Raw genomic sequence first — 23735 nt, 5'->3', positions numbered from 1 at the left:
GCATGGTTAATCGTTCATCGTCATGTGTGCCCATTCCGGCGCGATCGTCGGGAGTTACAGGCCGATAGCGGTGGGAATGGGTTGCCGGGCGAATGCTGTTGTGGCAGTGCACAACCTGGTGAATGTTTCTGAGGTTCAAGAGGAGGACAGCATGAAGTTTTCTAAGGTAATGGTGGCGTTCGCTGCTGTCGCAGCTGCGTCGGCCGCTCCGGCTTTCGCCGCTGGCGCCCCGGTCCGTGCGTCGACCGCCGCCCCGGTTGCGGGCAAGCCCGTCGCTGTGCGCGCTTCGGCCTCGACCGATGACAGCCAGCTCGCCGGCGGCTCGCTGGTTCTGGCGCTGCTCGCTGCGGCTGCCGTGATTGCCGGTATCGTTGCGATCGCCGATGGTGGCGGTTCCAACTGATCTGCTTCGCCTCGGCGAACGGATGAAGCCTCGCAGCTCGGCTGCGGGGCTTTTTTCTTGCATGTGTCCGCGCCACAAAATCGGCTGACAACCGATTTTTCACCCGAATGCGCGTCTAGCCGGCCTCTCCCGATCCCACCTTTCCGCTGTTCCAAGCCACGATCACAAGCAGCGGCAGTGCACAGCAGGCACAGAAGGCGGTTATGACGGCAAAGGAAGAGAGCCAGCCACTGAATGCCAGCGCGATCGCCATCGACACCATCATCGTCAGCAATGTCCAGCGCGCCAGATGCTGCGCATCCAGCACGAGATTCGCCACGAACGCATAGGCTTTCTGCGTGGTGACCGCCGCGAACATGGCGAGCATCGGCAGCAGCGCGACCAACGGCCCGGGGGGTGGCAGGCCCATGACTCTGTGCACGTAGAAAGAAATCAGGAGTGCGAGCACGGTGGCGCTGAGCAAGCCGTAGCCAAAGCCAGCAAGTACAGAGGCCCTTGCTAGGTTGCGGCGCTTGGCCGGATCGCTGTGCACCCAGATCGACCGCACATATCCTGCGATGGGTACGAGCATGAGGAGCATGGGGGTCAGCAGCATCTGGAACAGGCGTACGACGGTCGCAAACCATGCGGACAGGTTCGCAGGGCCCACCGCGTCCAGCCACACGACCGCCAGACTGATGGGCGCCATCAGAGCACCATCGGCCAAGCCGACCATCCCGCCCCGCTTGGCCGGACCGATGACGTCCAGCGATCGCCCCTTCGCAAGATAGGGCCGCTGCCGGAGCATAAGCACAGCGTTGACCAAGCTTGCTAGAATCAATGGTCCATTGAGGATCAGGCCGGCCGTCAGTTCATTCCGGGCAACGAATGGGAGGAACAGGAGCGCGGTGCCGTAGATCAGCACCTGCGCACCGATCAATATCGCCGCGGTCACATACTGCTCGTTGTAGGGGACCCGCACCGAATCGACCGAAGCGTTCAAGGCCGACATCGCGATCGGCATGAGCATCACGAGGAGCAGGGCGAGGTGCTGGCCGGACCACCAGGCGTAACAGATGATCAGGGCCGAAAGCAGAAGAAAGGTGCCGCCCGTCATGCGGAGTAGCGTAGCGAAATGATCCGCTTCGCCCCGATGATCGCCGCGCGATGCCGCTTCCCCGATCGCGCGAATGCCGACCGACGCATAACCGCCGAACAGGAATGCCGCGCTTGCGCCGATCGCCAGCGCCGCCATCAGGCCGCTATACCGGTCCGCCCCCAGACCGGCGAGGAAGATGGGCAGGAAGATCAGCGGCACGAGCAGGCTGGGCACACGTGTAGCCCCGTTGAAGACCAGCGACATCAGCAATTTGCGCTGGGCAACGGTGCGCCCGCGCCACAGGCGCGCGATCATCGCATCGCGCCGGTATGCGCGACATAGTTTATCGGAATATCGTCCCCCGTCGGCCGTTCCGCCCGGTTTGCGGAGTCCAGCCAGATGCTGGGCATATTGCCAAGGAACGCCGCCCAGCGCGAGAAGGTCGAGTGCGAACCGATCAAGACCCGGCTTTCCGCCAGTGCGACGAGATCTGCTACATCATGTGCTTCGCGCCGGATGGTCGCGCCGTCGATCGATAACAGAGATTGCAGTTCGGTAGGGCTGCCGTCCGAAAAGATGTGGATCGGCACTGCGGGCATCCTCTGCCGCTGCTCGAGGATGCGATCACGATACCATGCTAATGGGATACGCAGGTTCGCGGTGCGGCCACTCGCCAGCGCATTGGCGGAAGCAATAGCGAAATCGCCGAGCCGGACATGCACGCCGATGTGATGCCCCGCGCCCCATGTAACCTCGCTGGCAACGCGATCGATCACGATCTCCAGAAGCCGCTTACGAATCGCTTCTCGGGATTCGTGAAGCCCTCGAAAGGTGAAATCGGGCGCGTCGAAGATCGTCAGGCCGTGCTGCGCGACGTGCGGCACCGTGCCCGGCACCAGCGAAACGCGCGTCCGGCGCATCCAGTGTTTCGCGAACGCCATCGCCTTCGCCGATCCGGCAAGCTCGTCGGGATGGGGGCGCAGCATGTCGCCGTAACGGCGAATGGTCCCATCGCCACGCAAGGTCTTGTTGATGGCGATCGTACGCCATGCCGGGCTGATCAGCCGCGCGCCCGAACGGCGTGCCGCCACAAAAGCATGCGCGTAAGTGAAGAGGCAGTTGCCGAGACCCGCGCCGTTTATCCGGGCCGCGCCGAGGTCCAGTCGCCCCGGCAGCAGGGGATAAATCATCACGTGCGTGAAGCCGCTTCCGATCGATGGTCGAGGAACCAGCGATAGCTGTCGACGATGCCCTCGCGCAGGCCGATCCTGGCACGCCATCCCAGCCCGGCCAACCGCGAGACATCCATCAACTTACGGGGCGTGCCGTCCGGCTTCGACAGATCATGCTCGATCGGGCCGGCATAGCCCACGATCTCGGCCACCAGCGATACGAGGTCCCGGATCGAGATGTCCTCACCCGACCCCACGTTGACATGCCAATCGCCCGAATAGGTCTTCATCAGATGCACGCAAGCATCCGCACAATCATCGACATGCAGAAATTCGCGGCGCGGCGTGCCCGTGCCCCAGATCGTCATCGGCGTGCCGTGTTCCTTCGCCGCTTCCGCCTTGCGGATCAGGGCCGGCATCACATGGCTGCTGGCGAGATCGAAATTATCGCCGGGCCCGTAGAGATTCGTCGGCATGGCGCTGATGAAATCGCGACCATGTTGCCGGCGATAGGCCTGTGCCAGCTTGATCCCGGCAATCTTCGCAATGGCATACCATTCGTTGGTGGGCTCCAGCGGGCCGGTGAGCAAAGCGTCTTCAGGGATGGGCTGCGGTGCGAGCTTGGGATAGATGCAGCTGGATCCCAGGAACAGGAGCTTCTCGACACTGCTCCGATGTGCCGCCTCGATGACGTTCGCCTCGATCATCAAATTGTCATACAGGAAGTCGGCGGGAAAGCTGTCATTAGCCAGGATGCCGCCGACCTTCGCGGCGGCAAGGAACACCGCATCGGGCCGTTCGGCCGCGAACCACTCGCGAACCGCGCGTTGATCCTTCAGGTCGACAATGTCGCGGCCTGCCACCAGCACCCAACAATCCTCGTGCTCGAGCCGACGCACGATCGCGCTGCCCACCATCCCCCGATGGCCGGCGACATAAACGCGTTTTCCACGGAGGTCGTAATCGCCATCGCTGCTCATGACGCCACCTCCACCAGATCGCCGCGCCGATACAAGGTGTTCGCGCCAAGCACGACATCCTCCACATAGCCGAGCGATTCGATGAATGCGCCCCGGCGTCCGGCGTTATCATCGTCAGCAATGAAGCTCTTGTGCTCGATCAGGATGTATCGCGGCCGGAAGACACTGAAATCGAACGATTCAAGTACCGACATCTCGGCCCCTTCGACATCGATCGAAAGCAGATCGACCTCCTGGTCGGCGAAATGACGCTCGACGACCTCGCGGCCGCTGATGATCGGCACGTCATAGTCCGCGATCACGATGCCATCCCCCCGTGCCTCGATCTCGGCCGCCGTGGAACGCTCGAGGGTCGACAGCACGTCGGGATAAAGCTCGTAGAAGTGCAGCGCGGTGCCCGCTGACCCGATCGCGGCGTTGATGCAGGTATCGCCGGGCCGCCATCGGCGCTGCATCGCGGCCAGCGAGCGGATAGGCTCAACGGTTACGCCGCGCCATCCCGACTCATAAAGAAGATAGGTATTGCTGATCAGGAACGGGTGGTTCGCGCCGATGTCCAGATAGCGCCCCGATCGGCCGCACTTCTTCAGCAGCACACGATCCTCGCCATGCTGTGCATAGGTGCCCGTCCTCGCGATCTTCGACCGCCGCCGCTGCCAGTAAGGCGTGCTCAACGCGCTGAGCCGGAAATGATGCTTGGCCCGCATCATGAGCCGCTTCGAGATCGTCATGGTGGAACCTTCCCGCGCCTCAAGCGCCCTTCCCGATCGGCGCATCCTTCATCAGCAGCAGATCGGCCTCCACCATTTCGCGCGCCAGCTCCCGCGGCCCGGTTTCATGGCGCCAGCCCAGCTTGGCCTGTGCCTTGGAAGGGTCGCCGATCAGCAGCTCGACTTCGGTCGGACGGAAATAGCGCGGATCAACCGCGACCAGGCATCGCCCGGTCGTCTTGCAGAACCCCTGCTCGTCGACCCCCTGTCCTCGCCATTCGAGCGCGATCCCGGCATCGGCAAATGCCCATTCGACGAACGTGCGGACCGGCGTGGTCTCGCCGGTCGCCAGCACATAATCGTCAGGAATGTCCTGCTGCAGCATCAGCCACATGCCTCGAACATATTCGCGGGCATGGCCCCAGTCGCGCCGGGCATCGAGATTGCCCAGCCACAGCATGTCCTGACGCCCCAGGCTGATCGCGGCGGCCGCTCGCGTGATCTTGCGGGTCACGAAGGTCTCGCCGCGCAGCGGACTTTCATGGTTGAACAGGATGCCGTTGGACGCGTGGATGCCATAGGCTTCGCGATAGTTGACGACGATCCAGTAGGCGTAAAGCTTGGCTGCGGCATAAGGACTGCGCGGATAGAAGGGTGTCGTCTCGCGCTGAGGCACTTCCTGCACCAGCCCGTAGAGCTCGGACGTCGATGCTTGGTAAAAACGGGTCTTCTTCTCGAGTCCGAGGATCCGGATCGCCTCAAGCAGGCGAAGCACGCCGATACCGTCGGCATTGGCGGTATATTCCGGCGTTTCGAAGCTTACTTGCACATGGCTTTGCGCCGCCAGGTTGTAGATCTCGTCAGGCTGTGTTTCCTGGACGAGGCGGATGAGGTTGGTGGCGTCGGTCATGTCGCCATAATGCAGGGTCAGCCGTGGATCGGTTGCGTGCGGATCCTCATAGATGTCCTCGATCCGTCCCGTGTTGAACGATGACGACCGCCGTTTCAGTCCGTGAACGCGGTATCCCTTTTCCAACAGCAGTTTCGCAAGATAGGCGCCGTCCTGGCCGGTGACTCCGGTGATCAGTGCGGTCTTGCCATCATGGTCGGCCATAAACTTCCTTCGGAATCGTCAAGTCCGCCGCATTGCCCATAAAGGCTGCGCACGACAAGAATGCGGTGTGTTCATGCGCCCGGATGGCTGGGGGCGAGGACCGGCGATCAGCCCGTGTGGCGCAACGTGTAGATGCCGCACCCATATTCCAGGTCGTTCGCCATATCGGGCCGGGCGTGCCGGACCAGCGCGCCGGCGTCGTCGACATAGTCGAACTGCTCAAGAACGAACCGTCCTTCGGCCCACGCCAGCGGCTCGACAGGATTGAACACCCGCTGCGCGTTGAATTCGATCCGCGGCCGCCCCACCGGAACGCTGATATAAAGTACACCGCCAGGCGCTACGATCGAAGCAATTGCATCGAACCCGCGACGATGGCCATCGGGGGCGATCGGATCAGTATATCGGCCGAGCCCGAAATGCTCGAGCGCGTGCAGGCAACTGACCGATCGATAGGCTGCGATCAGATCCGCCCGGGGCTGCATCAGATCAGCCTGCACGAATCTTATGTTGGGATGCGATGTCGAAAGCGGCCGGATGTCCAGCACGTCGATCGACCGGAATGCCGCGACATGCGCTACGAAGCCATCCACCCGTGATGCGACATCCAGATGACGGTCGGGCGCCGCCGCGTGGATCGCCTGGGCAACGAGCAAATCCTGGTGGAAATAATGGCCCGTTGCACTGCCCGACGAGTCGGTGAAGTCGCGCAACACCGGATAATAGCTGTCGACCTGCCCGCCAGCGCGCCTGAATGCGCGTAGATCACGAACATAGCGGGGCACATGGCGCAGATGCCGCAGGTTCGCCGGATCGAGGCCGAATAGAGTGAAGATCCGATACGCCGGCCGCAGTATCGATTTGAGCGACAAGAACGCCTCCGATTCCGGGAAGGCGCCGTCTTAACCGCCATGCCTTCTCGATCAAGGTCGAACATGATAGCGCGCGGCGATGCCAGGACGAGTGACCCCGCCATGGCGCTGATCCCCACGGTCCGCGCCCGCCTGCAGCGCGAGAAATTCCTCACCACCCGGTTGTCGCTGCCGATCCATCCCTTCTACATCATCCGCAGCCGCCTGCATCGTGCGATCGCGCCCCGCGCGGCTTCACTGTCGGGCTCCGTGCTTGATTTCGGCTGCGGGTCGAAGCCGTACGAAACGCTGTTCGCCAATGCTCACAGCTATGTCGGGGTCGATATTGCTGCCAGCGGCCATTCGCACGTGAGGAGCCGGATCGATCATTTCTATGATGGCGAGACATTGCCGTTCGACGACGCCAGCTTCGATGCGGTCGTCTCTTTCGAGGTGTTCGAGCATGTGTTCAATCTGGATCGCATCCTCGCAGAGATTCGCCGCGTGCTGAAGCCGGGGGGGCGCCTGCTTTTCTCCATTCCGTTCGCTTGGGACGAGCATGAGCAGCCCTATGATTTCGGACGCTACACCAGCTTCGGGATCGCGGCTTTGCTCGAGCGGCACGGCTTTGGCGTCCGAGAAATCGTGAAGGCCAGCACGGATGTCGAAGCGATCGTACAGCTGTTCGCCGCCTATCTGCATCAGCACCTTGCGCCGCGATGGATGCCGCTGCGGCTGATCTTCCAGCTGCTGCTGATCGCGCCGGTCACGCTCGTCGGCCTGATCCTGTCACGCCTGTTGCCGGCCTCGGGCCAGCTCTACACGAATCTGGTCGTCCTCGCCGAGCCCGCGGCATAGCGGATCGCATCGGCATAGATTGCGGCCGATCGACCGAGGCTGCGTTCTGCGACCGCGGTCCGCGCTGCAGTGGATAGCATTTGCCACCGTTCGGGATCGTCGAGGAGCCGTTCGGCGGCAGCCGCCCAAGCGGCAGCGTCGAGCGGCTGAACCAGCCCGTTGGCGCCGTTCAAGACTAGATCGTCGGCCGCCCCGACAAAGGGTGAGACAATGCAGGGCGTGCCGCACTGCATCGCTTCGTTGACGACCAGGCCCCAGGGTTCACGCTGCGATGGCAGGAACATCAGGCGCGCGCTCATGAACACTTCGGCCATCCCGGCCGGGGGCACGGTTTCCTCGTGCACATAATCGATACCAGCTGCGCTGAGCCTGGACAGCATCGCGCCCGCGTCCCGCCCCCGGCCGACAAGCCGGACGGCGAGCTCTGGCCTTTGCGACTTCAACGCAGAAATCACTTCGGCGAAGAAACCGCTGTTCTTCACCGCATCGTTCATCTCCGCGACCCAAAGCACATCGAAGCGACGGCCGTCGAAACCCGGCACCGTGGGTGGAGCATCCCATGCCGGCACCAGTGGCATGGTGAAGATCCGATCCTCGCTCAGGCCCTGTTCGAGATAGAAATCATGCCCCTTGGTGCCACAGGCCAAGGCGGCTGCCGCCCCGCCCAGCATCATGGGTCTCACGATCCGATGATAGCCGGACATCGGCGCATCGCGCCGCCCGCCATCGGCGCGGAACAGGATCGGCGTGCGCGTCGCTCGCGCCCAGGCATAGCCGACCATCATCGAGGGATAGAGGCCGGTCAACACCAGCACACGCGGTCGCACATGGTTCAGCGTCCGAATGATCCCGCTATTGATATGTGCATATCGCCTCGGCCCGACCAGGAAGGAGCGGCCGGGCAGCACGACATGATCATAGTCGGGCCGCACCGCTTCGGCCCAATCTCGATTGGGTTCCTGTTGCGAGCAAGAGACGACGCCCATTCGCAGCCCATCCCGGTTGATCGCCGAGAACAACCGATCGGTATAGGGCGTGACCATGTTGTTGAATTCGACCGCGTCGAAGCGCGCCGCAGCCGTTCCGATCAAGGCAAACGGCTCACGCGTACATCGTCCAGCCACAGCTCGCTTGCCGTTCGGGCCTGCCCCTCGAATGTCGTCAGCGCCAGATTCTGTGCAGGGCAGCTCGCCGGCACGGTGAAATCCGCCCTTATGATGCCGGCGGACTCGACCGGCTGAGTGGCAACCAGCTCCAGCCCGTTCGGGCAGCGCAACGACAGCCCGTAGCCGGCTGCATTGAAGTCGGGATCTACCTTGACACGCGCAGTCACGCGATACCGCGCCGGTGCCAACAGCAGAAGCTGGCTGATCGGACGCGAAAGGCTGAAACCGTCATGCGTCAGACGAAGTGCCGGACTAGAGTTCCACGGTCCTGGTTCAACGCTTGCCGATCCGCTTGTCTCGGCGAACTGCCATTCGAAGCGGGGCACCAGCATGTCGGCAGGACGCTTGGCCAGACGTTCGAACCCGCCATCGTCGATAAGCGCACTCGTCGGACGCCCGCTGGCTTCCGCCCACAACATGCGCGCGCGCGCCGGTTGATCGAGTTCGATCAGCCGCTCGCCGAGTGCGAACAGTTCGGTCGACGTGACCGGAGCTTCAGATCGGCGCATCTCGCGCACCAGTGCGACGAGGCCGTCGATCTGCTCCGGCCGGGCCTGTCGCAATGAGAGAAAGAACAGCGCCCGCCAGTCGGGGCGCGCCGCCAGTCGTTCGATAAGCGCCGGACGCACCTCCGGCGCACTCGATACGATGCGCAGCGTGGCATAGACCATGTCGGGCGACTGGTTTCGACGCGCCAGCGCATCGGCGCGCTGCGCCAGCGTCGTGACGTCACCCGTGCGCATTGCCTGTTCGATCAGCCAGACCTGTGTCGGCGTATCACGCCAGCCCCCCCGCGCCGCGACATTCATGATGTCGGCGCCGGCTTGCGGGTGGCCCAGTTTTTCCTGCGCGAGGCCAAGAACACGCAATGCCCGCAGATCGATCGGCGACCGCGACAGGGCAGCGCGCGCACTCGCGGCAGCGAGCGGCCACGCACCCGCCGCGGCCAAACGCTCCGCCGCTTGGCTCAACGTATCGACGCTTGGCGACAGCGCGACCGCCTCGACCGGTCGGCCGGTGCGCATGAGCCGCCCGCCAAGACCGTGGGCAAGGATCGCTGCAATCCCGAGCGCTCCAGCCAGGATCCACAGCCAAGCGACCGGCCGCAGCTGGCGGAGGACAGCCATCAGCGCAGCTGGTCGGCGCCTGCAGGCAGATCAAGCATTGCCGGCGGAGCCATATTCGTAGCTGTATCCATAGCCTTCATAGCCCTGGTGTCGCGCATCGAACTTCGTGAGGATGACCCCGCTGAGCTTCCCGTTGGCCTTCAGGAGACGACGGAGGGCAAGACGCGATCGACCGCGGTGCGATCGGCTGGCGTCGACGAGGAAAACGACGCCCTCGACGATCGATGCGAGCAAGGGCGCGTCGGCGAGCCCCATCACCGGGGGACCGTCGATCACGATCACATCGAAACGTTCCAGCAGGCGCGCGAGCAAGTCGCGCAGCGCCCCGCGCGCATAGAGTTCGGTGGGATTGGGGGGCAGCGGTCCGCAGGCAATGAACGACAGGTTGTCGATGTCGGTCTGCTGAATGACTTCGTCCGGCGTGTTGCGACCGATCAGAAGCGTCGACAGCCCGTTCACGTTCTTCAGTCCGACCAGCCGGTGCATGTTCGGCTTGCGCAAGTCACCATCGATCAGCAGCACCCGCTTGCCCACCTGCGCGAGGCTGCGGGCCAAGGCATAGGAGCTGGTGCTTTTACCTTCCGAAGGCTGGCTGCTGGTGGTGAGCAGGGTCCGCGGGAAGCCACGTTCGCCTGCAAATTCCAGCGAAGTGCGGATCGACGCATACGCCTCGGACATCGGCGATCTGAGCTTGCTCAGCTCGTCGATGGCCGTCTCGTTCTTGTCGAGTAGCGGAACGGAGCCCAGCAAGGGCGCGCCGAGCTTCGATTCGACATCGTCCGGCGAACGGACCGCATCGTCGAACAGCTCGCGGGCGACCATCGCGGCGAACGCAAAGATCACGCCCAGCAGCCCGGCGAGCGCCATGTTCAGCACCGGACGCGGTGACGATGGCACGCGTTCGGGCTCCGCGGTGTCGACCACCGAGATATTGTTGGCCGTGACGCCGGCCGCCGCGCCGACTTCCTTGAAGCGCTGCAGCAGCCCATCATAAAGCTCGCGGTTCGTATCGACTTCGCGGCGGAGGATTCCGTATTGGATCCCGCGCTGCTGCTCGGCCAGCGTATTGCCGCGGAGTTGATCGAGCTGCGATCGGATCGCCTGCTCCTGCCGCATGGCGATATCATAGCCTTGCCTGATGCCGGCCTTGATACCCCCTGCGATCGCGGCGATCTGCTGATCGAGTTCGAGGATCTGTGCTGCGGCCTGCTTGACGGTGGGATAGTCCTGCTTCCGGCGCTCCAGCTCTCCCTGATACTCCGCCTCGAGCTCCGCACGCTTCTGATAAAGCTGTTGGACTGCCTGGTTAGAGACGACTTCGGGCAACTGCAGCGGCGGGATCGCCTGCGTCCGCTCCCAGCGTTGCTGCGCCCGCAGCCGTTCCGCGGTCGCCACCGACAAAACTTCGTTCATGGCGACAAGGCTCGACGTCGTGAGTGATCGCTGCGCGCGTTGCCCATTGGGTCCCGTATCGCCCGCAGATGTGTCGATCAGGCCGGCCGAACGCGCATAGTTGATCGCCGCCCGCTCGGATGCTTCCAGCCGTCGCTTGGTTTCGGCCAGCTGCTGCTGCAGGAAGTCGCGCGCATAGGCCGATGTGCGATAGCGTCGGGCAAGATTGTCCGCGATCAGTGATTCCGCATAGGCATTCGCCACACGCGCCGCGAGCTGGGCATCAGGACTGTAGAAGATGATGCTCGCCAGCCGCGAATTGCGCGGCAGCTGGATGGCGAGCGATTGCTGCAGCTTGGCGACGACCTTCTCCCGACGCAGCGTGCGCAGCTGCGCGGGGTCGCTGACGTCGGAGACACCCTCTTCGCCCATTGCGATCAGGAAGCTGTCGTCCCGGAACAGGTTCAAGCGCTCCGCCACGCGGATCGCCAGCGAACGGCTGTTGAGGATATCGACCTGCGTCTGCAGAAATCGCTCAGCATCAAGGCCGTTCGTAGCCGGCTCGACGTCTTCGGTCCCGAGCACGCGCGACGATTGTTCCTCGAGCTGCACGCTCGCCACCGCGCGATAGATCGGCGTGGCAAGCAATGTCGCGACCAGGCCGATCAGCAGGAAGCCGGCGATGATCCCGATCAGGATCAACCTGTTACGGCGCAGCGCGACCTTTATCTTCGCGAAGTCTAGCTCGGCAGCCAATCCGCGCAGGCCACCGGCAGGCGTAGCCTGACCGTCCGGGGCAATCACTGCCTCGCCGCCCGGGCCGATGATCACGTCGCGATTAAGCATGAAGATACTGACTTCCGTTCACGCCGGCCGAACGGCCGTTCAATTGTTGAAGACGGCGAACACGCCGAATGCGGGCACCGTCGCCAGAATGTCGCGGAACGCGCCCTTCACGGTGGAGAATGGCACCACGATCACATCGTTGCCCTGGATCTGCGGATCGGCCGCCCGTCCGGTGCGGATCGCGTTCACGTCGAACACGGCCACCTTGCGCTGGTCGTCGATCATCCGGAACACCGCCACCTGTCCCGTGCTTGCCGTCCGATTGGGCCCCTTGGCCATCGCCAGCGCCTGCAGTAGCGTGGTCTCGCCCTTCAGTTCGTACACACCAGCTTCGTTGACCGACCCCTCGACCGTCACCTTCTGTGAAACGGAGGATGTGACGATGACCGACACCTGCGGATCGTTCAGGTAGCGCTGCTCGAGTTTGTCGGCGATCTCGCGCGACAATTCCGATGATGTCCGCCCGCCCGCATGCACCGTGCCGATAAGCGGCACGAGGATGTTCCCGGCTGCATCAACCTGCACGTCCTTGAGCGTCAGATCCTCTTCCTGGAAGGTCGTGATGCTGATGACGTCGAATGGCCCGATCTTGTAATCTACCGCGGATCGAGCCGCCGAGGGGGCCGGAATCACGTCATAGGCAGCCGACCCGCGAGGCAGGTTGGGGTTGGTCGTACCGCAAGCCGCAAGTGCAAGAGACGGCACTAGCACGCACCAGCGCCGGATGATCGACTCGACCATGGAAATCCTTACTTCGGGCCACGGCCGACACCGTGGCGGCAAGCCCCTGCGCCCGGCTCCATAGACCAGACCATTTGCCACGGGCAAATCCTATCACGCCGCGCTGCGGCGACGCCTTCGCCGCGTATCTCCCAGCTCGCCGCCCGGCATCGGGGGCAGCAGCAGCGCCGCCAACATCCCGAACATGGTCGACAGTGCGACAGTGCGGAGCGGATAGTCGGTGAACGAATGCGCCAGCAGCACCAGCATTCCAGCGAGCGCCCCGATCCGCACCATATCGCGTTCCTCGCGCCAGACCCGCCAAGCCGCGACCATCAGCCAGACGGAAAACAGCGTGAAGAGGATCGGCGCCACTATGCCGACCTCCAGCAACAGTTGGAGATAATCATTATGGGCTGCGTTCGCGTAGAAGGGCGTCACGTTGCTCAGATCTTCGATCGCGCGATAAGCCGGATCGAAGGTGCCAAGTCCCGATCCAAACGGCCAATATTGCTGGATGGCAAACCAGCTGTCCGCCCAATAGACGAACCGCATGTCCGTGGTGGCCCCGAACCGTGAACCGAGCCGCGCGAAGGCACCACCGCCGGCCAGAATCAACCCCGCCCCCGCGACGACGCCCCCAACCAGCAAGATGATCAGCGTCCGGCGCGATATCTCCCTGCTCGTGGCAAGCATCAGCAGGCCGATGACGGCCACGGGCAGCCCCAGAGCGAAACCGGTCCGCGACGCCGTCGCCACGAGGCTCGCTGCGAACAGCAGCGCCAACCCGCCCGCCAACGTGCGCACGCGCATCGTCGCAGTACCACGGCCAGCAGCATCAGCCAGCAGCGCGGCGGTCAGCACAAGCCCGATCAATGCGAGATCCGCCTGGTGATTGCGATTGGCGAACAGCCCGACCGAAAGCCCGGCGTGAAGCGTGGGATAGAGGTAAAGTCGCGAGCCCGCGCCACCGGCCACCTGCAGGACCCCGACCAGCATCGAGAAGGCCGCGACACAGATCACCACGCTGACAAGCAATAGCCGTCCACGGCGATCGAGACGCAGCGCCAGCAGGAACATGGCCACGGCTGGAATCAGCTGGATCGCGGCGTCGCGCGTGCCATCCGGATCGAGGCTCAGCATGCGACGCCCCGCCACCCCAGCGACGGTCGAGATTTCGCGCGCGAAGCTGCGTCCGGGCAGGGTTTGCCAGATCGTCTCGGGCAACGGCATCAATTGGACCAGCGGCACGCAGAGCAGCAGCAGCGCGATGAGCACCGGCCAGACAGCCCCCGCAGGCACATCCATCCCGCGGCCAGCGACCAGATAGATGAGTATGCCGAGCCCGATCGCCTGCGGAACCGCTTCGACGAGGGTCAGGTACATCCCCTGCCCCCCCAGCAACAAGGCGGCTGCCGCCAGCGCGCTCGCGATCCAGGCATCCAGGCCGCGCGGGGTGCGGCGATCCGGCAGGGCGAAGGACGCGGACATCAGCGAGCGGGCCTCGAGGAAGAATGCGAAGGACGGCACATCGGCCAGGATCCGGCGGCGTCATCTAAACCCTTGGCCCTCGGCGTCAACTCGGGGACGCCTTGCCGCCGACACCCCAACTCGCCTAGCTGCGCGTATGGACGACCATCCTTCTCCAGCGTCAGCCGATGGCGGCCACAGTCGTCGCGCGGCGCTCGCCGCGCTTGCCCTCGGCGGGGGCGCGGCGGCCGGCGCGGTCGCCGCGCAGACGGGCGGAGGCTTCGCGATCTGGCGAGCGATGCCGGGCAATGCGGGCAAGAACGAACAGGATTTCCTGGATGCACTTCGCGGTGCGTCGGCCGCGGACATCGCACGAGCGCAAGGCCTGATCGCAGCCGATGCCAGCGACACCGATTTCATCGCGTGGCTGGCCGGGGTCCGCATGCCGGCGATACCGGCGACTGGCATTGCGTATCGACCTCCCGGATCGGACGGAAGCGCACGGTTCGTCTCCGACAAGCTGCGTGAACAACGCTCGCTTCTCGATTTCCTGCCGTATGCCCGGATAGCGCCGATTCTCGAGGGCCGCTCCACCTGGGACTGTTCCGACGCGATCAACGCGGGCCTCCGCGACATGGGTCCGGGCGTCGTTACCTCGCCAAGCGGCGCCAGTTATGCGATCGGCCAGCCAATCCGTCTCCAGCGCGGTACAGCGCTGCGTCATCTTGGTGCGTTCGAAGACTTGCCTGGCAAGGGTGCGATCATCCGTTTGCTGTCGGGCGCCAACTGCGCCGCCATCCAGACACCGGCGGCGGCCGACCCGACCACGCCGGCAACCCATTATACTTGCATTGAAGGCTTCTGCATCGATGGCAACGCAGCAGGGCAAAGCCGCCCCGTGGCAGGCGGAATCGTTCAATGGTGGGGCCAGTGGATCGGATCCGAGATCAGCCGGCTGATGGTGAAGGACAGTCTCGGTCCGGCGCTCACGCTGGATCGCGGGTCCGACGTCGCCCTGCGCCATATCTGGCTGGTCGGCGCGGTGCTGTCGGCTGACGGATACGCTTTCGATACGAACATGGGAATTACGGGCGATCAACGCTCGGGTCTGCTCGACATCGATCATCTCTTCGTCGAACATCCCAAGACCCAAGCGGGGGCCGATACCATGCGCGACCCGGCGGTCCGCGCCAATGCAGTACGGCTGCATCGACTCGTCGCCGCGCGCATCGGTCGCACCCATATCGAAGGCGCACGACGTGCGATCACCCTGGCGTCGTGCGACCTTGTCGATATCGAACAGGTTTCCGGTGCCTGGCTCGGCGATCCGCGCGATCCACGATCCGCTTTGGTCGACTATGCCGATGCCGGCACACGGACGGTGCGGATCGGGACCATGCTCCATGACAATCCGGGAAACGCCTTCGTCGCCAAGCGTGTCGGGGTGCGTAGCAACTGGCTGCCGGACCAGCGCGGCCGGGGAAGGCCGATCAGTGCCGGCTATGCTGCAAGCAATGATCCGGGTCCTGGCTACGTGCGCCGGCCGCCGACCCTGTTCGCCAACGATGCCGGCGTCGAAGCCGTCGGGGAAGCAAGCCCGATCTACTGGCGCCTCCAGATGGGCGCCCCCTCGGGCCTCATCCGCTATGGTTATATGCGACAGGATGCGCTCGCCCTGTCCATCGGCGCGACGCTTTCACAGCCGGGCAATGCCGAAAAGGACTTCATCCGGTTGCTGAGTTACGGCAATCCGGGCGACGCAGTGGAGTTGGGTGCGCCGATGCTGCTTGCAGCCCGCCCTGGGCCGGATCACGTGGTGGAAGGCGCGCTCTATCGCGATGAGGCCGGCCCTGTGTATCAACGCCGCACAGGGGCCGGGACCGAACATCTCTCCAGTGTAAGGCTGGCGGCAGCACCACCCACGCGCGCACCGGATGGAATCGGCATTCTGCACGTCGCGCAGCCGACCGGCCGGGTCTGGCTCTCGGTCGGTATGGCCGGCGTGGGCGACTGGCTTGCGTTGAACTAGGATTTGCGCAAAGCGGCGCGCAACAAGACGATGTTGCGAGGGAAGGCCGGGGTGTCGAAATTGCTGCGTCCCTTATGCTTGGTCAGCGGGCACGAACCGGATCGGCAGAAAGTCCGTCATGATGGCGAGGCTTTCATCGGCAATTGCCGCCGCTGCGGCACTCCGCTGGCCCGCGACCCGTATCAGCGCTGGATCCAGGACGATCGCGGCGTAGCCTGATCACCCCAGCGACAGCGCCCGATAAAGCCGCGCCGTGAACACCGTCCACACTGCCTGTAGCGACGATCCGATCGCGGCGGCCACCACGATCGCCAGCGTCGAGCCGATGCCGGGGGAACCGATCGCGCGGCCGATGATCAGCAGCACCGATCCCAGCGCGAACTGCAGCGCCACCGTGATCAGCAGATAGGCCAGCAGGAACAGCAATGCCGCGCCGGCGATGCGGCCGGCACTGCCGCTGGTGATCGCGAATGCCTCGCGCAGCGCGGGCAGCGGGCTGATCGCGGGCGGCCGTACCACGATCGCACCCTGAACCGGCAGGATCCGGACGAACAGCCACAGGATCGCCGGTGCGGCAACCATGGCGGCGATATTGGCCAGCATCATTTGCGATGCACCGCTGGCCATGCCGACGATCGCGACGACCAGCGAGGCCAGCACCAGCACGATTCCGCAGACGATCCCCACGGTCAGATTGGCCAGTACCGCCATCGGCAGCCGCCGGAACGCGGCGGCCAGCGCCTCTGCCACGCTCGCCCGGTCGAGCAGCGTGATCGCACTGATCGCCAGCTGCCCGGTCAGCAGCAACAGCGCCAGCGGCAGCAGCGCCACCACTGCCGATGCGCTCGGCAGCTTGTCCGGCGTCACCGGCGCAAGCAGCCCGAACAGCACCATCGCCAGGCCGATCGTGGCGAAGGCCAGCGGGAACAGCAGGCCGGCCTCCGCGCGCACGAACGCGGTGGTCTCGTCCCAGATCGCGCTCATCGACGGCTTCGCCATGCAAATCTCCCTGCCGCCCGCCCTATCCCGCCACGGGGGGCGGGCGCAACGCCGCTGCTTGCGCATCGCCGATGACGACGCCAGATCGCTGGCCATGGACATGATCGATGGCGTGGAGTGGCGCACCGCCCCCGGCCTCACCGCCTATCCCGATGCGCTCGCCGAAATGGAACGGCGCGCCGCTGATATTCGCAATGCGGGCGCGGCCGAGCGGGTCTGGCTGGTCGAGCATCCGCCGCTTTACACCGCCGGCACCAGCGCCGCGATCGACGAGCTTGTCGCGCCCGGCCGCTTCCCGGTGTTTCCCGCCGGCCGCGGCGGGCGCTACACCTATCACGGCCCCGGGCAGCGCACCGGCTATTTGATGCTGGACCTGGATCGCCGCGGACGCGATGTGCGCCGCTTCGTCTCGTCGCTCGAGGCATGGCTGGTCGAAACGCTCGGCGAGATCGGCGTGTCGGCGTTCGTGGCGCCAGGGCGGATCGGCGTCTGGGTGGCGACCGGCGGCACCGAAGCGAAGATCGGCGCGATCGGCGTGCGCGTGAAGCGCTGGGTGACGCTGCATGGTTTCGCGGTCAATATTCATCCTGATCTGGATCATTTTTCGGGCATCGTTCCGTGCGGCATCGCCGACTATCCCGTCACGAGCCTGCATGCGCTGGGGATCGATATCGGAATGGAGGCGTTCGATGCCGCGTTGCATCAACGTTTTTCCGCCTTCCTTGCGCGGCTCGCCGCTCCAAGCGACGGCACTTGAGGATGGCGGGCTTTGTGACTAATGATGGCGGCGATTTGGGATTTTAGGGCGAAACCCAGACCAAATCGCCTATCTAGGGAGTCGGACATGCGGAATACCCTCAAGAAGATGACGGCCGTTTCGATGGTCGCCGGCGCGGCGCTGATGGTTGCCGCTTGCGGCGGCAGCGAAACCGCCAACACGACCGATGCCAACATGGCGATGGACAACATGTCCTCCATGGAAGGCGACATGGGCACGATGAACGACGTGACTGCGGTTGACGGCGCGATGGGTGCCGATGCCAACATGTCGATGGACAGCAACATGTCCATGGACAGCAACATGTCGATGGACAGCAACATGGCCATGGACAACACCTCGAACGCGATGTGATCATCGCCCGAGTGGGTTAGGAAGGGCCGTCCGGGCGACCGGGCGGCCCTTTTCCTTTGCGCACTGTTGCCCAAATGACTCGCTTCGGACGATCCGTCGCTGAATCGTGGCGGCCCGGATCGGCTCGGCCCTGCGGACTCTTTATCTTTGCCGCGCTTTGATGCTTAACGGCGGCCTCGCTGGAGGACTGACCGACCATGAAGCTCCCGTTCCACCGTGTCGCGGCAATCGCTGCGATCGCCACAGCGGCGATGGCGCCCGGCGCAGCCGCATCGGCCACCTACCTGTTCTGGATGCCGCCCAGCTTCGCGGGTGAACCGGTCAAGGGCGACGAACCCGGCGTCGGCCTGCCGATGCCCGGCGCCAGCCAGAAGGAACTCGCCGCGCACCTGATGTGGAACATGCGCGCCGGGCTCAACGTCGCGGCTCTGCAATGTCAGTTCGCCCCTTCGCTGATGACGGTGAAGAACTACAACACGATCCTCAGCCAGCATTCGGCCGAACTGACCTCCGCCTATTCGGAGATCGCCAACTATTTCAAGCGCACCGGCGGTAAGACTTGGCAGAAGGCGCTCGATCAGTACACGACGCGTACCTATAACGGCTTCTCCACTCTCCACGCCCAGCTCGGTTTCTGCGATACCGCCGGGTCGATCGGCCGCGAGGCGCTGGGCCAGCGTCGCGGCACACTGCACGAGACGGCAGAGCGGCGCATGCGCGAATTTCGCAATAGCCTGGTTCCGCTTGGCGATCGGCTGTTCGCCTTCCGCCCGGCCGCGCTGCCGGCGCGCTCGCTGCCGCCGCTGTCGGCGGATTGCTGGGACAAGAAGAACCGCCTGCGCGAGAAGTGCGCCACGCAGACCAGCTGGAGCAGCTGAACATCGGCGAGGCGGACGGCGAGACCACCGCTGCCAGCCCGCATCGGCCGGTCGGCATCGGCCGCCGCGCCGGCCCGCCAGAATATATCGCGTCCGCGCTGGCGATCGGTCTGCTGATGGCGATCGCAATCGCGATCTGGCGCGGCCGCGCCCAGCTGACCACGCTGCCGCCCCAGATCGCGATCCACCTCGCAACGATTATCGCCGCGCTCGCGCTCACGCCGCTTCTGCTGCTCGCCGCCAAGGGTGATCGCCAGCATCGCCGAATGGGATATCTATGGTGCGGCCTGATGGTCGCCACTGCCTGCGCCGCCTTTTTCATCCGCACCATTTCGGGTGGATTCAGCGCGATCCACATCTTCGTCGTGCTGACGCTGGTTTCGGTGCCACGGCTGATCGCCAATGCCCGCCGCCATCAGGTCGTGCGCCACCGCATCGTCGTGCTCAGCCTGGTGTTCGGTGCGTTTCTCGTGGCCGGCGGCTTCGCCTTCGTCGGCCAGCGTCATCTCGCGATCTGGCTGTTCGGCTGAGGCCTTTACCTGAGCCCGATAAGCTTGTGCGTCTGCAGGCTTAGCCGCCAGCGCGGGTGCATCATCACGAATTTCATCGCCGCGTTGCGCGCATCGACCTGGTTCGTCCCGTCCATGGGCTGGATCAGGAAATGGGCGAAATCCCACGCCTCCATTTCCTTCCAGTCGACGCCCGGCTGCGGCCAGACCAGCTTCAGCTCGTTGCCGCTCCGTTGCACGACCGGATTGCCGGCCTTCGGGCTGACGCAGATCCAGTCGATCCCGGTCGCCACCGGCAGCGTCCCGTTGGTCTCGATCGCGATCTCGAAGCCCGCGCCGTGCAGCGCGTCGACCAGCGCGTCGTCCACCTGCAGCATCGGCTCGCCGCCGGTCAGAACGATCAGCGGCCGTCCGCCCGGTTCCTCGATCCACCCCGACCACAATCTGCGCGCGGCAGCGGCTAGCGCGGCGGCATCGGGATAGCGGCCACCCCCATCGCCATCCAGTCCAACGAATTCGGTGTCGCAAAAGGTGCAGGCCGCGGTCTCCCGGTCCTGCTCGCGGCCGGACCACAGGTTGCAGCCTGCGAAGCGACAGAACACCGCGCGCCGACCGACCTGAAGCCCCTCGCCCTGCAGTGTCAGGAACATCTCCTTGACGGCATAGCTCATGCGGCGGGCTGCACGGCATAGCGGGTCGGATCGGGCAGCCCGGCTTCCTGGAAACCGCGCGCGCGCAACCGGCAGCTGTCGCACAGGCCGCAATGCAGCCCGCCCGGCGCGGGATCGTAGCAGGACCAGCTCAGCCCCGCGTCCAGCCCCAGCCGCGCGGCTTCGCGTACGATATCGGCTTTCGTCATCGCCACCAGCGGTGCCAGTACGCGGATGCGCTCGCCTTCGACCCCGGCCTTGGTCGCGACGTCGGCCAGCGCCTCGAACGCCGAGACGAATTCCGGCCGGCAATCGGGATAGCCCGAATAATCCAGCGCATTGATACCGATCACCAGCCGTTCGGCGCGCGCCGCCTCCGCCCAGGCCAGCGACAGGCTCAGGAACACGGTGTTGCGCGCCGGCACGTAGGTAACGGGGATGTCTGAGCCGACGCCGTTCTTCGGTACCGCGATCGCATCGGTCAGCGCAGATCCGCCGAACAGCGAGAGATCAATTGGCAGCAGCACATGGCGCTCCGCCCCCAACAACGCTGCGATCCGGCGCGCGGCGCTCAGTTCTACCAAATGGCGCTGGTTGTAGTTGATGGTCAGCGCCAGCAGGCGATAACCCTGCTCGCGGGCCAGCGCGGCGGCGACCATCGAATCCAGCCCACCCGAGATCAGGGCGACGGCAAGCGGCGCTGCACTCTGTGTCATGCGCCAGCCGCTAGTCCTCGCCGCGCCATGCTGCAAGCGCACAAAAAGACGGGCCGCCCAAAACGGACGGCCCAGGTTCGGTCTCGATGGACCGGCTAGGGAGGAAGCGCCTCCCCCGAAGGAAAGGCGACGTCAAAGCCCTAGCACGGCAATGGTAAACCCCCGCTGAACGGAGCCGGGCTCAGCGGCGGCCGATCGACGACATCGCGGCCAGCGCTCCGCACTCGCCGGTCTTGCGCGCCTCGACCGAGTAGGCGAACGGCGCGTTGTCGGCGATGCCCTGCGTGTTGATCTTCACGCTGCGGGGGGTGGATGCGCGCAGCGTGGTGCGTCCCCAGCCCGCCCCGGGGCAGCTATAGTGGACAGTCGCGCTCTGCTTGTCGCTGGCGATCACCAGCCGGCTGCAGGCCGCCGATCCGTGCCGCACCTGCATCAGCTGCGCGGTATCGGCCAGGCACATCGCGCGCGCCTGCTCACCCTCCACGCGGATTTCCCAGCGGCCTGCTTCCAGCCCGGCCAGCACCGCCAGCGGCGCGGCCGGGGCGGCAAGCGCGGCCGGGGCAGCAAGCGCGCCGGCAATCAGGGCGACAATATGGAATGTACGGCCGATCGACATCGTCCTGTCCTCGAAGAATAAAGCTGTCTGCGACTTGGTCGGTCTATGACGCCCCCGCCCCGCCGACGCTGTGAGCTATCGCACAAAAGCCCTTAACAATCGATCGTCCGGACATTGCAAACGCCGTAAGCCGGTCGAAGACTGTCCCTATTTGGTCGTTTCGTCGCCGCCGATCGTGATTTCGTCGGAAAAGCTGTCGAGCGCGAGCGGATAGCTGACCGAACAGAATTCGCAGTTCACCCGGATATGGCCGGTCGAGTCGGCCATCGCCGCGCGTTCGTCCGCCGGGAAGCGGGCGATCACGTCGCGGACATGGTCGGCATTGCAGCGGCAGCCGCGTGACAGCGTGATCGCGGGCAGCACGCGCACCTCGCTCTCCTCGTTGAACAGCCGCCACATGATCGTCTCCATCGGCAGCGCCGGATCGGCCAGCTCGTCCGGCGCGATCGTGCCGGCGAGCGCCGCCACATGCTCCCACTCGGGATGGTCGAGCCGGGTGTGGATCCGATCGCGCCCTTCCTCGCCTTCCGGCAGGTGCTGGATCAGCAGCCCGCCGGCCACGCGCCCGGCGCCATCGTCGCCGCGCACCGCCACCCGTACCAGGCTCGGCAGCTGCTCGGACTGCTGGAAATAGGCCTCGGCCGCTTCCGCCAGCGATCCGCCCTCCAGCGGCACGATGCCCTGATAGCGCTCGCCGGTTGTCGCCTGATCGAACGTGATCGCCAGATAGCCCTTGCCGAACAGCGCGAACAGCGAAGGATCCGCGGGCATCTCGGCCAGCCGATCGGGATCGTGGCGAACATAGCCACGCATCTCGCCACCGCGATAATCGCACACCAGCAGGTCGATCGCGCCGCCCTCGGTCTGCGCCTGCAGCGTCAACTGACCGGCTTCGTCCTTCAGCGTCGATCCCAGTAGCGCCGCCAGCACCAGAGCCTCGGCCAGCACCTTGGCGATCACCGGCGGATAGCCATGCTTGCCCAGGATCGCATCCAGCGCCGGCCCGATCCGCACGATCCGGCCGCGGGCATGGCGTTCGGGGATCAGGAACCCCTGCGCCTTGTCGACATGCAGCGTCACCGCGGCCCCGTGCCGGCCGTCACCATTGCCGTTGATCAACGTCATTCTCCAGTCGCGGCGCGTTCTCCCATCCAGCATCCACTGCGCCACAGGCGCGATCGCCGATGGAGGAGTGGACCCTGAACCAAGTTCAGGGTGACGGATGAAGCATCGATCGCCGATGATCGGCGGAAATAGGAAGCGCCGAGCCCTGCGACAACCGTCAGCCGAGCCGCCCCAGGCACCACAGCAGCACCGATTTCTGCGCGTGCAGCCGGTTCTCCGCCTCGTCCCAGATCGCCGACTTCGGCCCGTCGATCACCGCCGGCACCACTTCCTCGCCGCGGTGCGCGGGCAGGCAGTGCAGGAACAGCGCATCGGGCGCGGCGCCGGCCATCAGCGCATCGGTCACCTGATAGGGCTGCATCGCCGCGATCTTCTCGGCGGCATGGGCCTGCCCCATCGACACCCAGGTATCGGTCACCACCACGTCTGCACCCGCCGCCGCGGTCGCGGCATCGCGGCTGATCGCGACATGCGCGCCGCGCTCCTGTGCCATGCGGATCACCTTGGCCGACGGATCATGGCCCTCGGGGCAGCCGATCGCCACCTGGAACTTCATCAGCCCGGCCGCCTCCACGATCGAATGGAGCACATTGTTGCCGTCGCCCAGCCACGCCCATTTCAGCCCCGGCAGCGCCTTGCCGTGTTCGATCACGGTCAGCAGATCGGCCATGATCTGGCAGGGATGGCTATGGTCGGTCAGCCCGTTGATCACCGGCACGCTGGCATGGCGCGCCATCTCGATCACCTTGGCGTGATCGTCGGTACGCAGCATGATGATGTCGACATAGCGCGACAGCACCCGCGCGGTATCGGCGATGTCCTCGCCGCGGCCGAGCTGCATCGATCCCGCGTCCATCACGATCGTGGTGCCGCCCAACTGTCGCATCGCCATGTCGAACGATACGCGGGTGCGCGTGCTGTTCTTCTCGAAGATCATCGCCAGCGTATGGCCCGCCAGCGGCGCATCGGCGTCCACCCGTCCTTTCGGCCAGCCGGCACGCGCCGCCTTGCGATCCTGCGCGTCGTTCAGCATCGCCGCGATCGCATCCGCCCCGGCATCGGCAAGATCGGTGAAATGGTTCATATCATGTTGCTCCCCCACAGGGAGAGGGGGACCGCTGCAAAGCCGTGATGAAGGGGTATAACCCCAACGACTGTGCGATACCCCTCCACCAGCCAGCGGCCGGCCCCCTC

The 23735-nt window shown here is 64.9% G+C and carries 24 protein-coding genes; 7 read left to right on the top strand and 17 right to left on the bottom strand.

Going from position 1 to position 23735, the window contains the following annotated elements; translation table 11 throughout:
* Positions 1 to 151: 151 nt before the first annotated feature.
* Positions 152 to 403 (top strand): hypothetical protein, encoded by a 252-nt coding sequence (locus tag ABC347_RS16505; protein ID WP_413246802.1) that lies wholly within the window; start codon positions 152 to 154, stop codon positions 401 to 403.
* A gap of 115 nt (positions 404 to 518) precedes the next feature.
* On the opposite strand, the gene ABC347_RS16500 is transcribed toward ABC347_RS16505, so the two are convergent.
* From ABC347_RS16500 to ABC347_RS16475, 6 genes are all read right to left on the bottom strand, one after another.
* Entirely contained in the window at positions 519 to 1796 is a 1278-nt protein-coding gene (locus tag ABC347_RS16500; RefSeq protein ID WP_413246801.1) for a hypothetical protein, read from the bottom strand.
* On the bottom strand, positions 1793 to 2671 hold the full coding sequence (locus ABC347_RS16495) for an O-fucosyltransferase family protein (RefSeq protein WP_413246800.1): 879 nt from the start codon (positions 2669 to 2671) through the stop codon (positions 1793 to 1795). The genes ABC347_RS16500 and ABC347_RS16495 overlap by 4 nt, the downstream gene beginning before the upstream one ends.
* Positions 2671 to 3633, bottom strand: coding sequence for a GDP-L-fucose synthase (gene fcl / locus ABC347_RS16490; RefSeq protein ID WP_413246799.1), 963 nt, complete (start codon positions 3631 to 3633; stop codon positions 2671 to 2673). The genes ABC347_RS16495 and fcl overlap by 1 nt, the downstream gene beginning before the upstream one ends.
* Complete coding sequence (locus tag ABC347_RS16485) at positions 3630 to 4364, bottom strand: FkbM family methyltransferase (protein ID WP_413246798.1); 735 nt, start codon at positions 4362 to 4364, stop codon at positions 3630 to 3632. The genes fcl and ABC347_RS16485 overlap by 4 nt, the downstream gene beginning before the upstream one ends.
* A 19-nt stretch (positions 4365 to 4383) precedes the next feature.
* Positions 4384 to 5457, bottom strand: a complete 1074-nt coding sequence (gene gmd / locus ABC347_RS16480) for a GDP-mannose 4,6-dehydratase (protein ID WP_413246797.1) — start codon at positions 5455 to 5457, stop codon at positions 4384 to 4386.
* 107 nt (positions 5458 to 5564) lie between these two features.
* A complete protein-coding gene (locus tag ABC347_RS16475) occupies positions 5565 to 6329 on the bottom strand; it encodes a DUF268 domain-containing protein (RefSeq protein WP_413246796.1) in 765 nt (254 codons plus the stop codon).
* 102 nt (positions 6330 to 6431) lie between these two features.
* Here ABC347_RS16475 and ABC347_RS16470 point away from each other — a divergent pair, with 102 nt between their 5' ends.
* A complete protein-coding gene (locus ABC347_RS16470; RefSeq protein ID WP_413246795.1) occupies positions 6432 to 7166 on the top strand; it encodes a class I SAM-dependent methyltransferase in 735 nt (244 codons plus the stop codon).
* On the opposite strand, the gene ABC347_RS16465 is transcribed toward ABC347_RS16470, so the two are convergent.
* The 5 genes from ABC347_RS16465 to ABC347_RS16445 form a co-directional block, all read right to left on the bottom strand.
* The gene (locus ABC347_RS16465; protein WP_413246794.1) at positions 7127 to 8257 is read right to left on the bottom strand and encodes a glycosyltransferase family 4 protein; all 1131 of its coding nucleotides are present in this window, start codon (positions 8255 to 8257) and stop codon (positions 7127 to 7129) included. The genes ABC347_RS16470 and ABC347_RS16465 overlap by 40 nt on opposite strands.
* A complete protein-coding gene (locus tag ABC347_RS16460) occupies positions 8254 to 9459 on the bottom strand; it encodes a hypothetical protein (RefSeq protein ID WP_413246793.1) in 1206 nt (401 codons plus the stop codon). Before ABC347_RS16460 ends, ABC347_RS16465 begins: the two co-directional genes overlap by 4 nt.
* Positions 9460 to 9489: 30 nt before the next feature.
* The gene (locus tag ABC347_RS16455; RefSeq protein WP_413246792.1) at positions 9490 to 11697 is read right to left on the bottom strand and encodes a GumC family protein; all 2208 of its coding nucleotides are present in this window, start codon (positions 11695 to 11697) and stop codon (positions 9490 to 9492) included.
* Positions 11698 to 11736: 39 nt separating this feature from the next.
* Positions 11737 to 12438, bottom strand: a complete 702-nt coding sequence (locus ABC347_RS16450) for a polysaccharide biosynthesis/export family protein (RefSeq protein WP_413246791.1) — start codon at positions 12436 to 12438, stop codon at positions 11737 to 11739.
* Between the two features lie 93 nt (positions 12439 to 12531).
* A complete protein-coding gene (locus tag ABC347_RS16445; protein WP_413246790.1) occupies positions 12532 to 13908 on the bottom strand; it encodes an O-antigen ligase family protein in 1377 nt (458 codons plus the stop codon).
* A gap of 277 nt (positions 13909 to 14185) precedes the next feature.
* Between ABC347_RS16445 and ABC347_RS16440 the strand changes: the two genes are divergently transcribed.
* Positions 14186 to 15916 (top strand): hypothetical protein, encoded by a 1731-nt coding sequence (locus ABC347_RS16440; protein ID WP_413246789.1) that lies wholly within the window; start codon positions 14186 to 14188, stop codon positions 15914 to 15916.
* 219 nt (positions 15917 to 16135) lie between these two features.
* On the opposite strand, the gene ABC347_RS16435 is transcribed toward ABC347_RS16440, so the two are convergent.
* Positions 16136 to 16915 (bottom strand): hypothetical protein, encoded by a 780-nt coding sequence (locus ABC347_RS16435; protein WP_413246788.1) that lies wholly within the window; start codon positions 16913 to 16915, stop codon positions 16136 to 16138.
* A gap of 94 nt (positions 16916 to 17009) precedes the next feature.
* Between ABC347_RS16435 and lipB the strand changes: the two genes are divergently transcribed.
* The 4 genes from lipB (at position 17010) to ABC347_RS16415 (ending at position 19455) form a co-directional block, all read left to right on the top strand.
* Entirely contained in the window at positions 17010 to 17672 is a 663-nt protein-coding gene (gene lipB, locus ABC347_RS16430; protein ID WP_413246787.1) for a lipoyl(octanoyl) transferase LipB, read from the top strand.
* 87 nt (positions 17673 to 17759) lie between these two features.
* Positions 17760 to 18047, top strand: coding sequence for a hypothetical protein (locus ABC347_RS16425; protein ID WP_413246786.1), 288 nt, complete (start codon positions 17760 to 17762; stop codon positions 18045 to 18047).
* 197 nt (positions 18048 to 18244) lie between these two features.
* The gene (locus ABC347_RS16420) at positions 18245 to 18925 is read left to right on the top strand and encodes a hypothetical protein (protein ID WP_413246785.1); all 681 of its coding nucleotides are present in this window, start codon (positions 18245 to 18247) and stop codon (positions 18923 to 18925) included.
* Positions 18895 to 19455, top strand: coding sequence for a DUF2306 domain-containing protein (locus tag ABC347_RS16415; protein ID WP_413246784.1), 561 nt, complete (start codon positions 18895 to 18897; stop codon positions 19453 to 19455). Before ABC347_RS16420 ends, ABC347_RS16415 begins: the two co-directional genes overlap by 31 nt.
* Positions 19456 to 19460: 5 nt before the next feature.
* Here ABC347_RS16415 and queE read toward each other — a convergent pair whose 3' ends face one another.
* From queE to argF, 5 genes are all read right to left on the bottom strand, one after another.
* A complete protein-coding gene (queE, locus tag ABC347_RS16410) occupies positions 19461 to 20105 on the bottom strand; it encodes a 7-carboxy-7-deazaguanine synthase (protein ID WP_413246783.1) in 645 nt (214 codons plus the stop codon).
* Positions 20102 to 20800 (bottom strand): 7-cyano-7-deazaguanine synthase QueC, encoded by a 699-nt coding sequence (queC, locus tag ABC347_RS16405; RefSeq protein WP_413246782.1) that lies wholly within the window; start codon positions 20798 to 20800, stop codon positions 20102 to 20104. The genes queE and queC overlap by 4 nt, the downstream gene beginning before the upstream one ends.
* A gap of 181 nt (positions 20801 to 20981) precedes the next feature.
* The gene (locus ABC347_RS16400) at positions 20982 to 21416 is read right to left on the bottom strand and encodes a hypothetical protein (protein WP_413246781.1); all 435 of its coding nucleotides are present in this window, start codon (positions 21414 to 21416) and stop codon (positions 20982 to 20984) included.
* Positions 21417 to 21563: 147 nt separating this feature from the next.
* The gene (gene hslO / locus ABC347_RS16395; protein WP_413246780.1) at positions 21564 to 22541 is read right to left on the bottom strand and encodes an Hsp33 family molecular chaperone HslO; all 978 of its coding nucleotides are present in this window, start codon (positions 22539 to 22541) and stop codon (positions 21564 to 21566) included.
* Between the two features lie 157 nt (positions 22542 to 22698).
* Positions 22699 to 23625 carry an ornithine carbamoyltransferase gene (gene argF, locus ABC347_RS16390; RefSeq protein ID WP_413246779.1) on the bottom strand — a complete coding sequence of 309 codons (927 nt, stop codon included), beginning with the start codon at positions 23623 to 23625 and terminating at the stop codon, positions 22699 to 22701.
* Positions 23626 to 23735: the final 110 nt, after the last annotated feature.

Origin of the sequence: Sphingomonas canaveralia (genome assembly GCF_047238125.1) — a bacterium.
Classification (GTDB): Bacteria; Pseudomonadota; Alphaproteobacteria; order Sphingomonadales; family Sphingomonadaceae; genus JBDFMH01.
This window is presented reverse-complemented; position numbering and strand designations above follow the sequence as displayed.

What these genes read in the sequence shown, in the direction of transcription:
- ABC347_RS16505 (WP_413246802.1), top strand. Translation starts at nt 152, where the DNA reads ATGAAGTTTTCTAAGGTAATGGTGGCGTTCGCTGCTGTCGCAGCTGCG.
- ABC347_RS16500 (WP_413246801.1), bottom strand. Translation starts at nt 1,796, where the DNA reads ATGATCGCGCGCCTGTGGCGCGGGCGCACCGTTGCCCAGCGCAAATTG.
- ABC347_RS16495 (WP_413246800.1), bottom strand. Translation starts at nt 2,671, where the DNA reads ATGATTTATCCCCTGCTGCCGGGGCGACTGGACCTCGGCGCGGCCCGG.
- fcl (WP_413246799.1), bottom strand. Translation starts at nt 3,633, where the DNA reads ATGAGCAGCGATGGCGATTACGACCTCCGTGGAAAACGCGTTTATGTC.
- ABC347_RS16485 (WP_413246798.1), bottom strand. Translation starts at nt 4,364, where the DNA reads ATGACGATCTCGAAGCGGCTCATGATGCGGGCCAAGCATCATTTCCGG.
- gmd (WP_413246797.1), bottom strand. Translation starts at nt 5,457, where the DNA reads ATGGCCGACCATGATGGCAAGACCGCACTGATCACCGGAGTCACCGGC.
- ABC347_RS16470 (WP_413246795.1), top strand. Translation starts at nt 6,432, where the DNA reads ATGGCGCTGATCCCCACGGTCCGCGCCCGCCTGCAGCGCGAGAAATTC.
- ABC347_RS16460 (WP_413246793.1), bottom strand. Translation starts at nt 9,459, where the DNA reads ATGGCTGTCCTCCGCCAGCTGCGGCCGGTCGCTTGGCTGTGGATCCTG.
- ABC347_RS16455 (WP_413246792.1), bottom strand. Translation starts at nt 11,697, where the DNA reads ATGCTTAATCGCGACGTGATCATCGGCCCGGGCGGCGAGGCAGTGATT.
- ABC347_RS16450 (WP_413246791.1), bottom strand. Translation starts at nt 12,438, where the DNA reads ATGGTCGAGTCGATCATCCGGCGCTGGTGCGTGCTAGTGCCGTCTCTT.
- ABC347_RS16445 (WP_413246790.1), bottom strand. Translation starts at nt 13,908, where the DNA reads ATGTCCGCGTCCTTCGCCCTGCCGGATCGCCGCACCCCGCGCGGCCTG.
- ABC347_RS16440 (WP_413246789.1), top strand. Translation starts at nt 14,186, where the DNA reads ATGCCGGGCAATGCGGGCAAGAACGAACAGGATTTCCTGGATGCACTT.
- ABC347_RS16435 (WP_413246788.1), bottom strand. Translation starts at nt 16,915, where the DNA reads ATGGCGAAGCCGTCGATGAGCGCGATCTGGGACGAGACCACCGCGTTC.
- lipB (WP_413246787.1), top strand. Translation starts at nt 17,010, where the DNA reads ATGGACATGATCGATGGCGTGGAGTGGCGCACCGCCCCCGGCCTCACC.
- ABC347_RS16425 (WP_413246786.1), top strand. Translation starts at nt 17,760, where the DNA reads ATGCGGAATACCCTCAAGAAGATGACGGCCGTTTCGATGGTCGCCGGC.
- ABC347_RS16420 (WP_413246785.1), top strand. Translation starts at nt 18,245, where the DNA reads ATGAAGCTCCCGTTCCACCGTGTCGCGGCAATCGCTGCGATCGCCACA.
- queE (WP_413246783.1), bottom strand. Translation starts at nt 20,105, where the DNA reads ATGAGCTATGCCGTCAAGGAGATGTTCCTGACACTGCAGGGCGAGGGG.
- queC (WP_413246782.1), bottom strand. Translation starts at nt 20,800, where the DNA reads ATGACACAGAGTGCAGCGCCGCTTGCCGTCGCCCTGATCTCGGGTGGG.
- ABC347_RS16400 (WP_413246781.1), bottom strand. Translation starts at nt 21,416, where the DNA reads ATGTCGATCGGCCGTACATTCCATATTGTCGCCCTGATTGCCGGCGCG.
- hslO (WP_413246780.1), bottom strand. Translation starts at nt 22,541, where the DNA reads ATGACGTTGATCAACGGCAATGGTGACGGCCGGCACGGGGCCGCGGTG.
- argF (WP_413246779.1), bottom strand. Translation starts at nt 23,625, where the DNA reads ATGAACCATTTCACCGATCTTGCCGATGCCGGGGCGGATGCGATCGCG.